General features: G+C 62.7%; 14 protein-coding genes. 11 read left to right on the forward strand and 3 right to left on the reverse strand.

What is annotated here, in order from left to right:
- The first annotated feature begins 92 nt into the window (after positions 1-92).
- Entirely contained in the window at positions 93-935 is an 843-nt protein-coding gene (locus ACYHH6_RS28420) for a helix-turn-helix domain-containing protein (RefSeq protein ID WP_352583507.1), read from the forward strand.
- 236 nt (positions 936-1,171) lie between these two features.
- On the opposite strand, the gene ACYHH6_RS28425 is transcribed toward ACYHH6_RS28420, so the two are convergent.
- Entirely contained in the window at positions 1,172-2,035 is an 864-nt protein-coding gene (locus tag ACYHH6_RS28425; RefSeq protein ID WP_352583505.1) for a class I SAM-dependent methyltransferase, read from the reverse strand.
- 25 nt (positions 2,036-2,060) lie between these two features.
- On the reverse strand, positions 2,061-2,717 hold the full coding sequence (locus ACYHH6_RS28430; RefSeq protein ID WP_352583503.1) for a TetR/AcrR family transcriptional regulator: 657 nt from the start codon (positions 2,715-2,717) through the stop codon (positions 2,061-2,063).
- A gap of 280 nt (positions 2,718-2,997) precedes the next feature.
- Here ACYHH6_RS28430 and ACYHH6_RS28435 point away from each other — a divergent pair, with 280 nt between their 5' ends.
- From ACYHH6_RS28435 to ACYHH6_RS28480, 10 genes are all read left to right on the forward strand, one after another.
- Positions 2,998-3,891, forward strand: a complete 894-nt coding sequence (locus tag ACYHH6_RS28435) for an NAD(P)/FAD-dependent oxidoreductase (protein ID WP_352583501.1) — start codon at positions 2,998-3,000, stop codon at positions 3,889-3,891.
- 441 nt (positions 3,892-4,332) lie between these two features.
- The gene (locus tag ACYHH6_RS28440) at positions 4,333-4,566 is read left to right on the forward strand and encodes an acylphosphatase (protein ID WP_352583499.1); all 234 of its coding nucleotides are present in this window, start codon (positions 4,333-4,335) and stop codon (positions 4,564-4,566) included.
- Between the two features lie 154 nt (positions 4,567-4,720).
- On the forward strand, positions 4,721-5,374 hold the full coding sequence (locus ACYHH6_RS28445) for a Rieske 2Fe-2S domain-containing protein (RefSeq protein WP_352583497.1): 654 nt from the start codon (positions 4,721-4,723) through the stop codon (positions 5,372-5,374).
- Positions 5,371-6,216 carry an aromatic ring-hydroxylating dioxygenase subunit alpha gene (locus ACYHH6_RS28450; RefSeq protein ID WP_352583495.1) on the forward strand — a complete coding sequence of 282 codons (846 nt, stop codon included), beginning with the start codon at positions 5,371-5,373 and terminating at the stop codon, positions 6,214-6,216. Before ACYHH6_RS28445 ends, ACYHH6_RS28450 begins: the two co-directional genes overlap by 4 nt.
- Positions 6,213-6,878 (forward strand): glutathione S-transferase family protein, encoded by a 666-nt coding sequence (locus ACYHH6_RS28455; protein ID WP_112559959.1) that lies wholly within the window; start codon positions 6,213-6,215, stop codon positions 6,876-6,878. The genes ACYHH6_RS28450 and ACYHH6_RS28455 overlap by 4 nt, the downstream gene beginning before the upstream one ends.
- Entirely contained in the window at positions 6,875-8,254 is a 1,380-nt protein-coding gene (locus ACYHH6_RS28460) for an amidohydrolase (RefSeq protein WP_352583492.1), read from the forward strand. The genes ACYHH6_RS28455 and ACYHH6_RS28460 overlap by 4 nt, the downstream gene beginning before the upstream one ends.
- Positions 8,255-8,280: 26 nt before the next feature.
- Positions 8,281-9,378 carry a BMP family ABC transporter substrate-binding protein gene (locus tag ACYHH6_RS28465; protein WP_352584311.1) on the forward strand — a complete coding sequence of 366 codons (1,098 nt, stop codon included), beginning with the start codon at positions 8,281-8,283 and terminating at the stop codon, positions 9,376-9,378.
- A 3-nt stretch (positions 9,379-9,381) separates the two neighbouring features.
- On the forward strand, positions 9,382-10,905 hold the full coding sequence (locus ACYHH6_RS28470; protein ID WP_352583490.1) for an ABC transporter ATP-binding protein: 1,524 nt from the start codon (positions 9,382-9,384) through the stop codon (positions 10,903-10,905).
- Positions 10,902-12,002: an ABC transporter permease gene (locus ACYHH6_RS28475; RefSeq protein WP_352583488.1), complete on the forward strand. Its 1,101-nt coding sequence runs from the start codon at positions 10,902-10,904 to the stop codon at positions 12,000-12,002. Before ACYHH6_RS28470 ends, ACYHH6_RS28475 begins: the two co-directional genes overlap by 4 nt.
- Positions 11,999-12,910, forward strand: coding sequence for an ABC transporter permease (locus tag ACYHH6_RS28480; protein WP_352583486.1), 912 nt, complete (start codon positions 11,999-12,001; stop codon positions 12,908-12,910). The genes ACYHH6_RS28475 and ACYHH6_RS28480 overlap by 4 nt, the downstream gene beginning before the upstream one ends.
- A 156-nt stretch (positions 12,911-13,066) precedes the next feature.
- On the opposite strand, the gene ACYHH6_RS28485 is transcribed toward ACYHH6_RS28480, so the two are convergent.
- Positions 13,067-13,147: a hypothetical protein gene (locus tag ACYHH6_RS28485; RefSeq protein ID WP_435053238.1), complete on the reverse strand. Its 81-nt coding sequence runs from the start codon at positions 13,145-13,147 to the stop codon at positions 13,067-13,069.
- Positions 13,148-13,211: the final 64 nt, after the last annotated feature.

The raw sequence follows: 13,211 nt of genomic DNA on the forward strand, positions 1-13,211 counted from the left end.
TGGACTGAAGCCTTGTGGTCGATACTAGGCAGAGCCCTCGGCAACGCAATTTCGTCGCTTGAAGCGTTTTTAAGCGGGTTTATACTGTCTCCATGAGCAAGCCATGGGCCAATTTCAGCAGCAACCTGAAACTCGCCTGCAGCACGCACAGATCAGTATCCGATCTATGCCGCACCGTCGGTATCAACCGCCAGCAGTTCAACCGCTACCTCAATGCAGGAACCCTTCCTTCCGCCCATAATCTCCTGACGATCGCGGCAGCCTTTGGCCTCGAACCAGCCGATTTCGACCTTCCTCCGGGCGTGTTCCGCAGCAAATTGGGCGAGCGGCGCCGACACGCCGACCTTACAGGCCCGCTAGCGGATGCCTTTCCGGGCGACCTGCATGCACTCGAACCCTATCTCGGATTCTACCAGGCATGGCACACATCGCTGTCCTGGCCTGGCCGGATCGTCTGCGCCTGCGCTCACTTGCGCGAAAATGGCGGACAAGTTCTGGTTTCCACGCTTGAGCGCATCGAAGATTCCGAAAACGGCATCGTGCAGCGTTCACGGTACGTCGGGCTCGCGGCGTATCGCCACGAGCGCATCTTCCTGACGGAACTGACGCGCGGCGAGGCTCCAACCTTTGGACAGACGATCCTCATGCCGTTCGAAACGTACCAGCGGCGTTACCTGCGGGGCATCACTATGGGCATATCGTGGCGAGCCAACAATCTGCCCTACGCCACCCGAACCGTCTGGCACTATCTGGGGAAACGCGTCAACAAGAGGAGTCTTATCTCGCGTTGCGGCATCTATGCGCCCAATTCCGCAGCGCTACCCCCGGCCGTGCTGTCCTACCTGACCGAGGCCCAGCCGGTTGCCGCCGCGCCTGTGCAGGCACCAAGGGGCTCTGTGGGCATTACTGCACTAATACCCGCTAAGGGAAATTGACTTGTTTGGATTGAATTGGTTAGCGCGGATTGGCCTGAATCGTTCGAGGGGGCGGTCAATTTCGTTGCAGAGGTAGTCGCAAATGAGCGCGATACAAACCAATGGCAGCGGTGCGGCCTGGGACAAAAGCCCGCCGCCCTATCTCCTCTGCGTTCCGGCCGCAAGCAGTGCGGGTCGATCGCGTCACGGTCAACGCCGAGCCATCGAGACGGGGCGTCTACCCCTGTTAATCCCTGTCAGCTTGCCGGATTGCGCGCGGTGACGATCCACGCCGCGCCGTCGATCATCACCGACCGCTCGCCGGGGTGGCCCGCGAAGGCGGCACGAACCGCGGCCGAGGCGCGGGCCCGGATGTCGTCGGGCTGATCAGCGAGAGAGCGCGCCAGCGGGCCGACCTCGAGTGTCATCTTCACCGCGTCGTCGAGCGCTGCGTCCCTCGTCTCCCCCTTGCCGAACGGGATGGAGGCATCGAATGGCGCGATAGCGACATCGGTGAAGCCAGCCGCCGTCAGGATACGCGCCACCCGCCCCTGGTCGCCAAACGAGAACGGGCCGGGCGCTTCGGGATCGGGCGGCGCCGTCGGCGGGACGATGTCCTTGATTGCGCCCATCGGCAAGCGCACCCAATCGTTCTCGGCCATACCGCGCCAGCAGACGAAAGCGACCCGCGCGCCCGGCTTGAGCGCACGGCGCATATGAGTGAAGGCCGCTGTAGGATCGTCAAAGAACATCACTCCGAAGCGCGAGAACAGGATGTCGAATGCGCCCTCGGGCAACTCGGTGCTGCTGGCGTCGGCCACCTGGAACAGGACCGGCGTATCCTGCGGCGCTAGCGCGCGCGCTCTGCCGATCAGCGGTTCGGATATGTCCACGCCTAGCACATGGCCCCCGGCGCCGACGCGGGCGGCCAGATGCAGACTAGACGCGCCCGCGCCGCAGCCGACGTCCAGCACGCGTTCGCCCGTGACGGGCGCGGCGGCCCCGATCGCGGCCTGGCCAAACACCGCCATCATGGCATCGAGCCGGGCCTGGTAAGCGACCCAACGCTCCCCGCTTTGGCCATTCCAGTCGGCTACCTGATAAACATTTTTCTCTGCCATGCCACATCCTTGTTCTGATCCGTTCTTAACGAGACTCTCCGGCCGCGTGGTCGTTGCCACCGTGCGCGGCGATGAACATGGCGACAGCCGACCGGCAATAGGATTCGATTTCGTTGTCGTCGTCTGCTCTCGCCTGATCGAAGCGTGCGATAATCAGGAGGTCGGATCCTTTGATAAGCGCGGCAAACAAGCGGGCGGACCGGAGAGGATCGGGCACGTTCAGAACCGCATTCGCGTGCAACTGACGCAACAGGGCCTCGATTTGGGCGATGACATAGGCGGGGCCGGCTTCGTAATGGAGCTTGCTTAACGACTTCTGATTCGTCTTGTCGGCCATGATCATGGCTTCGACACTGCGGACGTCCGGGCTCAACAGCGTGCGAAGCAGGGACGTTCCCACCGCCATGAGCTGATGTTCTGCCGAACCGTCGACGCCTTCAATAAGAGCCTGTGGTGCAAACTGATGGCAATGGGCCGCGATGGCCGCACTGAACAGCGCCTCCTTGTTCTCGAAGTGCCGATAGATGCTGAGCTTGGATATCCTCGCTCGCCGAGCGACCTTGTCCAATGTCGTCGCTTGAAAACCCAATTCCACAAAGAGTTCGCACGCGGCGTCGACTATCGTTTGGCCAAGCGCCTCGTTGGCGGGCCGGCCGCGCCGGGCCTGGCTGTTTTCGGTCACGACAATTCCAGTCCTTGACAGTATCCTAATTCTTGCATTACGATACCATGTAGTATCTGAAATGTGCAAGCCAATGGGTAGGTGTCCTCCAAATCAAGTTTCCCCGGGCCGCCCGGCGATATCGAATGCGGCATTGTCCGGCCGGCCAAAACAGTGACGGGCGACTTTCTCGTCGATGCCGAAGCCCTGCTCGCTGCCCGTCTCGAGCGCGTATCGCTGGACGAAATTTCGCGCCAGGCCCAGCCCACCCCCCTCCAACCACAACACGGAGCCCATCACTATGGATGACGTTATCATCATCGGCGGCAGCTTTGCCGGTCTCGCCGCCGCCCTCCAGCTCGGCCGTGCCCGCCGCAAGGTCACAGTTCTCGATACCGGCCTGCCACGCAATCGCTTCGCCGGCCACTCGCATGGCCTGCTCGGCCACGATCACAAGCCACCGCTGGACATCCTGGCAGAGGCGCGGCAGCAGCTGGCGCGTTATCCCACGGTCAAGCTGGTCAATGCCCGGGCCGACAGCATCTCCGGCACCATCGACAATTTCTCCGTCCTCACTGGCGATGGCGAGAGCCTCGGGGCGCGCCGCCTGATCCTGAGCTATGGCGTTGTCGATCAGATGCCTGCCGTTCCCGGCTTTGCCGAAAGCTGGGGCACATCCATCGTGCCCTGCCCCTATTGCGATGGCTTTGAAGTCGCTGGCCAGCATTGGGGTCTCGTCTGGTCCGGCCCGCAGTCGATGAATCAGGTCAGGCTGTTCCACGATTGGACCGACAGGTTGACGGTCTTTGCCGATGGTCACGACATTGCACCCGATATCCGGGCCGATCTGGCGCGCCGCAACATACCTGTCGTTGATGGCCGGATCGCCGGGGTCGCCCGTCACGGGCCCCACAATGCCACCATCAAACTCGATAGCGCCCCGGATGTCGCAGTCGACATCCTGTTCGCGCATCCGCGCAACAAGCCGTCCGCAAGCCTGCATGAATCATTGGGTCTCGCCACGGTCAATACGCCGACCGGCATCGCCCTCAAAGTCGACGAGCGCCGCGAAACCAGCATACCCGGCATCTACGCCGCCGGCGACCTCGCCAACCCCGGAATGCCCTCGGTCACCACGGCATCATGGCAGGGCGCGACGGCGGGTATCTCGGCCCAGCAGTCGATGCTGGTTTGAGAGCGCAGATTCCCTCCGGTTGCCGCAGGCAATCATATTCAGAAGGTTGCGGGCAGCGGACGGGCCGGGCGCTCTACCTCGCTAAGACCTCCGGCCGCAATCGTGTGGTTACGGAGGCACCTGCCGAGCGACGCCTAGCCCCGCAACCTTCGTGCACTTAAGTCCCTGTCGGCGGGGATGATGTTGTTTCGAAGCAGCATCGATCACGCACCGTGGCTCCACAAGTCGGCTGCCCTCTAAATCGCCCTCCTTCGCGTGCAATCAGGCGATCCATCCGCTCGACAACCGTCACCTCGGCGCCGAAACGGCGGTACATCTGCGCGAATTGGCGCGTCGATAACCACTTCCGCCCGTTCAGTCAGACGCTATGCTGCTGACCATGACACCAAGGCGCGCGGTCCGTTCGTAATGAAGCGAAGTCAACACCACTTCCATGAGCGGATGACCATTCGCGGTCACCTCGAACCCGCGTCCTTCGTGCCTTGGATCATGCGCCATGCGGCCAAGCTCGGTCTCGCGCACCACATCGCTCATGCAAGTACCGATCGCATCGAACTCGATATTACCGGTGCGGCGGAACTGATCGACATGATGGAGATGGGATGTTCGCTTGGGCCCATTGAAGTCTGGGTCGAGACGATCGACCGCGCCCCTGTCGAGCAAAAAAACATATAGCTTTGTGTGTGGTTACCGTCCGTTTGCACTTAATTTAATCAATATTGCAATTGCGAAATAATTATGCATACGTCAGCCCATCGAGCGGTTCGCCAACTCCTTGCGCTGGCATCTCTGGTCGGCAAACAGTGGTATCAGTACGGAAGTTAAGGTCATGCTGTCCGACAAGACGGACACCTGGGTGCCGGTCGCCCTTTCCCAGGATCTGCCAACAGGACAGGCAATGCCGGCGCGGACGCCCGCCGGTCCCATTGCCCTCTGGCGAAGCCAATCGGGGCGCGTGGCGGCATCGGCGGATCGCTGTCCGCATCGCGGCATGCGCCTCTCCCATGGCTTCGTGCGCGGCGAGGCGCTCTCCTGCATCTATCACGGCTGGACCTATTCGCAGGCCGGTCAGTGTCTGCGCATTCCTGCCCATCCCAGCCTCACGCCGCCGGAGACGATTCGCGTTGCGACCCGGTCTGTCGTAGAGGCAGGTGGGATCATCTGGGTCGCTGATGGAGCGCCTGACGACAACCCACCCCTTTTTGAGGGTTACGTCCCGCTCCGTTCATTGACGGCCCGTGCCGGATGTTCGGCACTCTCTGTCGCTGCCGGTACGAAGGCCGCCGTTGAAGGATTCGTCTGGCAGGCGCCCGGCGCGCCGGCAATCCGCCTGCTGCCCATCCCGCAGGAAGCCGGCGAGACGCTGATCCATGTCCTTGTTACAGCCGACTGCAGCGCGTCCGAGCGCATCGCCGCCTCGCGAGCCGCCGAGAGCCTTCGGCGCATGGCCGAACGGATCGAGGCGAAAGGGGGCGTGTCATGATCGACGATGCGATGCGCGACGAATGGTATCCGGTCGGGCTTTTCAGCAGGCTCGACCGCGATGGGCGCGAGACCACCCTGATGGGCGGACCGATCAAGGTTGCGCTCGACGCCAATGGCGCGGCGAAAGTGACAGGCGAAAACGGGCGCGTGCTGCCGGTTTCGGTGCGCTATGGCCATATCTGGTCGTCGCTCGGCGAACCGAAGAAACCGGTCTTTCCGATTCCCGAGGCGGACCAGCCCGGGCGCCGTTTCGTCGATGTCGGTGTGGTGCGGGTGCGCTGCTCGCCGCTCCGCGCCGTCGAGAACTTCCTCGACATCGCACACTTCCCCTTCGTCCATACCGACATCCTCGGCTCGGAGCCGCATACCGAGGTCGAAGACTACAAGGTCGAGATCCGCGAGGAAGAGGACGAGGTCTGGGCGACCCAGGTGAAGTTCTACCAGCCGCAGGCGGCGAAATCCGCGAGCGGAGGTATCACGACGGAATACATGTACCGCGTGCCGGCTCCGACCTGCTCCGTCCTCTACAAGACCTGCCCGCCGCGCCCGGGCGAATGGGATGTCATTGCGCTATTCGTCCAGCCGCTTGCCGAGGATCTCTGCGACGTCTGGCCGTGGATGGCGCTTTTCGATGACGAGACACCACTGACCGACCTCATCCACTTCCAGCAGACGATTTTTCTGCAAGACCGCTCGATCCTCGAAAACCAGATCCCGCGGCTTCTGCCGCTCGATCCCAGCATGGAAATCCCCACGCGCGCGGACCTGACCTCGGTCGCCTATCGCCGCTGGCTGAAACGCCACAATTATACCTACGGCGCGCAGTTGGTGGCACAATGAAGCTTTACGACTACGTCCTCTCCCCAAGTTGCTACAAGGTGCGCCTGATGGCGGCGCTGTCAGGCGTGAAGCTCGAAATCCGTCCCGTCGACTTCCATCCCGGCGCCGAGCATCGCGGCCCCGAGCTTATGGCGCTTAATCCGGGAGGCTCCATCCCGATCCTTGAAGACGGCGACCTGATCCTGACCGAGTCTTCCGCCATGCTTGGCTATCTCGCCGCGAGGGCAGCACCGGCCTGGCTCGGCAGCGGCGCCCCTGAGGAGACGGCGCGCATCCAGCAATGGCTTTCCTTCTCGCATAGGCTGACCACCAACCTCGGCGGCGCGCGCCTGCATGAGATGCTGCTGCGCCCCGGTGACATCGGTGCGCTTCAGGCCAATGGCATAGCGGCACTACGCGAACTGGAAGCCAGCCTCTTCGAACAAAAAATGCGTGGCAATCGGTTTCTCGCGTCCGACCTGCCGACAATTGCCGACATTGCCTGCTTTCCCTATGTCGCGCTCGCGCCCGACGGGGGCGTTTCCCTCGACCCGTATCCCACGATCCGGCTCTGGTCGCGAGCGCTCCGCAGCCTCGACAACTTCATCGAGATGCCTGGTATCCACCGGCTGCACGAGTTGAAGCCCGAACCGCGACCCCTGCCCGGACGAGGCGTGAGGTGACCGGCTATCTCCTGAAGAATTGCGCAGCGGTCATCACCGACGAGGGCAGGGGTCCGAGCGTCCGGCGCAATGTCGATGTGCTGACGAATGGCCCGCAGATCGAGGCAATCGGGGAAGGCCTGCACAGAAGCGAGTTGCCGGCCGGTACTATCGTGCAGGACGCCGACGGCTGGTTCGTCTATCCCGGCCTCGTCAACACCCACCATCACTTCTTTCAGTGCTTTGTGCGCAACCGTGCCGAACTCGACTGGACGAAGCTGTCGGTCATCGAATGGCTCGACCGGATCTATCCGATCTTCTGCCGGCTCAACGAGGATTGTTTCTACCACGCCTCGATCACGGCGATGGCAGAGATGATCAAGCACGGTTGCACGACGGCCTTCGACCACCAGTACAATTTTCCACGCCATGCCGGAAAGCGGCTCATCGACCGGCAGTTCGAAGCGGCCGACCTTCTCGGCATGCGTTTCCACGCGGGCCGCGGCGGCAACACGCTGCCAAAATCGGAAGGCTCGACCATTCCAGACGAGATGCTGGAGACCACGGACGAATTCATCGTCGACTGCGCACGCCTCATCGACACTTATCACGACACCAGTCCCTTCAGCATGCGTCAGGTCGTGGTCGCTCCCTGCCAGCCGGTCAACTGCTACCGCGAGACCTTCGTGGAATCGGTTTCGCTGGCGCGTGATCGCGGGGTGCGGATGCACACCCATGTCGGCGAGGGCGAAAGCCCGGTCATCGAGGCCCGCCATGGCATGCGCACTGTGGACTATCTCGAGGAACTCGGATTTGCCGGCCGAGACACTTTCTATGCCCATTGCTGGGAGCTGACGCATGACGAACTACGGGTGATGGCGGCGAGCGGCACCGGTGTTTCGCATTGCCCAGAGCCGGTCTATCTGGTGGGTGCGGAGGTGACTGATATTCCCGCCATGTCCGCCTTTGGCCTGCGCGTCGGTCTCGGCTGCGACGGTGCTGCCTCGAACGACAATTCCAACCTCATGCACTGCATCCATTCCGCCTACATGCTGCAGTGCCTGGCGGCCTCGACGCGCGCTCATCCCGTGCCTGCGCCGGCCGATTTCCTCGGCTATGCGACAACGGGCGGGGCCGCGCTTCTGGGCCGCAAGGACATCGGCCGACTGTCGTCCGGCATGGCCGCCGATCTCTTCGCGATCGACACCCGCCGCATGGATTATGTCGGCACGCGCCACGATCCATTGAGCCTGATTGCGAAGGTCGGCATCGGCATGCCCACCGACATGACCATGATCAACGGCCGCATCGTCTGGGAAAAGGGTGCGTTTACCGGGCTGGACGAGGCCCGGCTTGCTGCAGACGCGGAAGCCGCTCTTGCTGCAGTGGAATTCTGACAACTTAAAACAGGGGAACTGACATGCTGAACTACCTGACCCGCAGAACTCTGATGAAGGGCCTTGCCGCGACAGGGCTTGCCGGCGCGCTTGGCGGCCGTCCCGCCTTCGCGGCCGACGAGCCGCTCGGTATCACGCTCGTGCTCCCGTCGCCGGTCGGCGATGTCGGCTGGGGCCATGCGCTCGCCGCCGGCCTCGAGCCGGTCAAGGCCGAATACGGCGACAAGGTGAAGATCACCGTCATCGAGAACATCGCCGAGGGGCCGGACGCCGACCGGATCATGAACAAGACTGTCGCCGACGGTAACAAGTTCCTGATCGCCGGCTCATTCGGCTACCAGAATGGTGCACTGCAGATCGCCCGCCGCGATCCTGGGATCACCGTGCTGCATGCCTCCGGCTTCCAGACCGCGCCGAATTTCTCGCCCTTCGCGGCGAAGTATTTCCAAGGCACATACTTGCTCGGCATGGCCGCCGCAGCTCTTTCCAAGACCGGCAAGCTCGGCTCCGTCTCGGCCTTCGCCATTCCGGAGCTGATCACCTCGATCAATGCATTTACGCTCGGCGCACAGACCGTGAATCCCGCTATCGAAGTATCGGTCGTCTGGGTGAACTCCTGGTTCGACCCGGCCAAGGAACAGGAAGCCGCCAAGGCGCTGATGGCACAGAACTGCGACGTGATCTTCTCGAACGCGCAGGACACGCCCTCCGTCATCTCGGCCTGCGAGGAGGCTGGCGTCTACGCGTTCAACCTCAATTCGTCGATGAAGAAATATGCGCCGAATAAATACCTCGGCTGCATCGCGACGGACTGGTCGCCCTTCTTCAAGGCTTCCGTGGATGCCCATCTCGCCGGAACGTTCAAGGGCGCCAACGCCTTCCTCGGTGTCGCCGAAAAGGTGGTGGAGGTCGTGGACTGGAGCTCCGATATCCCAGCCGACACGATGACGAAGATCAAGGAAGTGGCGGCGAAGATCGCCGACGGCAGCTTCGCGCCCTTCACAGGTCCAATCATCAAGGCCGACGGCAGCGAAGCCGCCGCCGCCGGTGCGACGATGGCGGATCCCGAGATCGTCGCGATGGACTGGCACGTCAAGGGTGTCACCACACCACTGCCGAAGTAAGTCATGACCCCGCCCCTTCTGTCGCTCCGCGGCATCTCGAAGAGCTACGGCCAGATCCGGGCCAACCAGGCCATCGATCTGGACGTGGCGCCCCAATCGATCCATGCGATCCTCGGGGAGAATGGGGCGGGCAAATCGACGCTGATGAAACTCATCTATGGCGTCGAACAGCCGGACGAGGGCACCGTCGTCTGGGACGGAGAGCCTCTGAGCCTTGCCTCGCCGGCCGAGGCACGGCGCAGGGGCATCGGCATGGTCTTTCAGCATTTCTCGCTGTTCGAGACGCTGACTGTTGTCGAGAACATCCAGCTCGTCGTGCCCGGCGGCAAGACGGAGCTGGCGGGGCGCATCCGCACCCTCGGCCAAGATTTTGGCCTTGAAGTAGATCCTCTCGCCGATGTGCACGCGCTCTCGGTCGGCGAGCGGCAGCGGGTGGAGATCATCCGCTGCCTGATGACGGACCCGAAGCTGCTCATTCTCGACGAGCCGACCTCGGTGCTGCCGCCGCAGGCAGTGAAGACGCTGTTCGACACGCTCAGGCGCCTTCGCGACCGCGGCGTCTCCATCCTCTTCATCTCCCACAAGCTGGAGGAAATTCGCACGATCTGCGACCAGGCGACCATCCTGCGTGGAGGGCACGTTATCGGCACCGTCGACCCGCGCGACCATGATGCGCACGACCTCGCCCGCATGATGATCGGCCGCGACATGCCGGATGTGATGCCGGCGTTGGCCATGCCCGAGGGAGAGAAGCGGCTGGAAATAATCGGCATGGACTACACGCCGGATGACCCCTTTGCCACGCCGCTCTCCGGCATCAGCCTCACGGTACGATCAGGCGAGATCCTTGGCATCGCCGGAATATCGGGTAATGGCCAAGGCGAACTTGCCGCGCTCATCTCAGGCGAAGCGATGCTGCTGAAGGAACAGCGCGACCGAATCTACATGATGGGCCGCGACGTAGGCACACTTGATGCGGCCGCCCGCAGGAGATTAGGGTTCGCCTTCGTGCCCGAAGATCGGCTCGGACGCGGCGCGGTCCCTGAAATGTCGCTCGTGCTCAACACCGTTCTTACCGCCCATCCTTTCGATCTCGTGAGGCGCGGCCTCATCAACAGCGCCGGAGCGACGGCTTTCACCAGAGAATGCATCCGACAGCACGACGTCCGCGCCTCCGGCCCGGATGCCGAAGCGGGCTCGCTGTCCGGCGGCAACTTGCAGAAATTCATCGTCGGTCGCGAGATGATGCTCTCGCCAAAGCTGCTCTTCGTGGCGCAGCCGACCTGGGGCGTAGACATTGGCGCTGCATCCGCCCTCAGAAGGCGGCTCATTGCGTTGCGCAACCTGGGCGTGGCGATCCTCGTTATTTCCGAGGAACTCGAGGAACTTTTCGAACTCAGCGATTTCATCCAGGTGCTGCATCATGGAATGTTGAGTCCGCCTCTGGTCACGCGGGATACGCGCCCCGAAGACATCGGCAGATACATGATCGGAGCACATGCCTCGCCAGAGAAGGTTCCTGCATGAGCGTTTGGGCCGCGACGTTCCTCCCCGCGCTCGTCCGCCGGGAGCATGCCTCGCTCGTCGCGGCCATGCTGGCACCGGCTGCCGCGCTTGGCATGGCGATCATCCTCAATCTGGGCCTTTATGTGCTGATAGGCCGAGATCCGGCGGCCGTCCTGTACGCGATGCTTCTCGAGCCGTTCCTCTCCTGGGCATCGTTCGCGGAGGTGCTGCTCAAGGCGGGGCCTCTTCTCCTCATCGCGCAGGGGCTGGCGATCGGTTTCCGCGCAAAAGTGTTCAACATCGGCGCGGAGGGCCAGTTCATCCTGGGCGCTATTTTCGCCTCGGCGATCCCCGTCTGGTTTCCGCAGGCGACCGGGCAGTGGATCTGGCCGCTGATGCTGCTTCTCGGTGCCGTCGGCGGTGCGCTTTGGGCATCTATCACCGCCTTCTGGCGCGTCAGGCTCAATGCGAACGAGATCCTGGTCTCCCTGATGCTGAGCCTCGTTGCGGCACAAGTCCTCAACTACCTGCTGCTCGGCCCCTGGAAGGACCCGGCCGGCTTCAATTTCCCACAATCCGTGATGTTTCAGAGCGACGCGGTGATGCCGACCCTGATCGCCGGTACCCGCGTCAACGTTTCACTGCTCATCACACTCGCGCTCTCGCTGGTGGCCTGGGTTTTCATGCAGCGAAGCTTCATGGGTTATAAGCTCAAGGTCGGCGGCCTTGCCCCGCGCGCGGCCGGCTACGCCGGCTTCAGCGAAGGGCGTGCGATTTGGCTATCGCTTCTGATCGGTGGCTTGGTGGCGGGACTGGCAGGCGCCGCGGAAGTCGCGGGGCCGCTCGGCCAGTTGCAGCGCTCGATCTCGACCGGCTACGGCTATGCGGCCATCATTGTCGCCTATCTCGGCGGCTTGCATCCGATCGGCATAATCTTTTCCGCGCTCTTTATGGCTGTCCTCTATATCGGCGGCGACAATGCGATGGTGTCGGCAAACCTGCCGATCGCAGCCGTCCGCGTCTTCCAAGGCAGCTTGCTGCTCGCCTATCTCGTCGCTGTGGCCTTCGTGCGCTACCGCATCGAATGGCGCCGCCCCTATCACCGGAGCCAGCCATGAACGCCGTCGAGTTCATTATTTCAGGCATGCTAGCAGCGGCAACCCCCTTTCTCCTTGCCGCACTCGGCGAGCTGGTGGTCGAGCGCGCCGGCGTCCTTAACCTCGGCGTGGAGGGCCTGATGGCCCTCGGCGCGGTGCTCGCGTTCATCGTCGTCTACCACGGCGGTGGACACCTGCTGGGCTTCGTTGCCGCCGGCCTCGGTAGCGCCGTCCTGTCCCTCGTCTTTGCAATGCTGGCACTCGGATTCCGGGCAAACCAGGTCGCGACAGGCCTTGCGATCGGCATCCTCGGCCAGGGCCTTTCGGCGCTGTTCGGCAAAAGCTACGAGAGCCTGACGGTCAAGGGGCTCCCGAAGCTCGCCTTTCCCGGCCTCTCGGAAATCCCGGTAGTCGGCAGGCTGTTTGTCCAGGACGTCGTCGTATGGCTTTCCCTTGCCGTGACGTTCGCGATCTGGGCGATGTTTGCCTATACGAGGGTCGGCTTTGTCGTGAGGGCAATCGGCGAGAATCCCAAGGCGGCCCACGCCATCGGCTATCCGGTCATCGCTATCCGTGTCGCGGCGATAGCCTTTGGTGGCATGATGGCGGGTTTTGCCGGCGCCTATGCGGCGGCGGTGTACACGCCCCTTTGGGCGGACGGTATGATTGCCGGACGTGGCTGGATCGCGATCGCACTCGTTGTCTTCGGTACGTGGCTCGCTGGCCGCATCTTCCTGGGTGCCTGCCTCTTCGGCGCGGTTTCGCTGATGAGCCTCGCCGCCCAGGCGACCGGTCTGGACGTACCGTCGCAACTGCTTTCCAGCCTTCCCTATCTCGTTACGATCATCGTGCTCGGTGTCATCTCGGCAGACCGCCGCCTGCTCAGGCTGAACGGCGTCGCCTCGCTTGGCGAACCTTTCGAACGCTAGCCAGGACGCAAAGTGGATTTGCGAAACTCGGCGTAAGTTGAAGGGATTCGAAACGCCAACGGACGATCGGCACCCTTGGCAGCCTCATAAAGATCGGTGGAGCAGTTTTGACCGAGATCGCCAGCGACGACCTGATCGGGAGGGAAGTCGACATGGTTAGAGCACGCTGGTCATTCCGCCGTCCACCAACAGAGTTTGCCCCGCAACAAAGCTTGCGGCCTCGGACGCGAGAAACACAGCGTCGCCGGCCAATCCATGTCCTCAATCACTATAAGACGATAGTCAAAGTCGCTCGGCGCGG

The sequence above is a fragment of the Mesorhizobium sp. P171375 genome (assembly GCF_057786075.1).

Coding starts and splice junctions, on each gene's coding strand:
- ACYHH6_RS28420 (WP_352583507.1), top strand. CDS start 93: ATGAGCAAGCCATGGGCCAATTTCAGCAGCAACCTGAAACTCGCCTGC.
- ACYHH6_RS28425 (WP_352583505.1), bottom strand. CDS start 2,035: ATGGCAGAGAAAAATGTTTATCAGGTAGCCGACTGGAATGGCCAAAGC.
- ACYHH6_RS28435 (WP_352583501.1), top strand. CDS start 2,998: ATGGATGACGTTATCATCATCGGCGGCAGCTTTGCCGGTCTCGCCGCC.
- ACYHH6_RS28440 (WP_352583499.1), top strand. CDS start 4,333: ATGACCATTCGCGGTCACCTCGAACCCGCGTCCTTCGTGCCTTGGATC.
- ACYHH6_RS28445 (WP_352583497.1), top strand. CDS start 4,721: ATGCTGTCCGACAAGACGGACACCTGGGTGCCGGTCGCCCTTTCCCAG.
- ACYHH6_RS28450 (WP_352583495.1), top strand. CDS start 5,371: ATGATCGACGATGCGATGCGCGACGAATGGTATCCGGTCGGGCTTTTC.
- ACYHH6_RS28455 (WP_112559959.1), top strand. CDS start 6,213: ATGAAGCTTTACGACTACGTCCTCTCCCCAAGTTGCTACAAGGTGCGC.
- ACYHH6_RS28470 (WP_352583490.1), top strand. CDS start 9,382: ATGACCCCGCCCCTTCTGTCGCTCCGCGGCATCTCGAAGAGCTACGGC.
- ACYHH6_RS28475 (WP_352583488.1), top strand. CDS start 10,902: ATGAGCGTTTGGGCCGCGACGTTCCTCCCCGCGCTCGTCCGCCGGGAG.
- ACYHH6_RS28480 (WP_352583486.1), top strand. CDS start 11,999: ATGAACGCCGTCGAGTTCATTATTTCAGGCATGCTAGCAGCGGCAACC.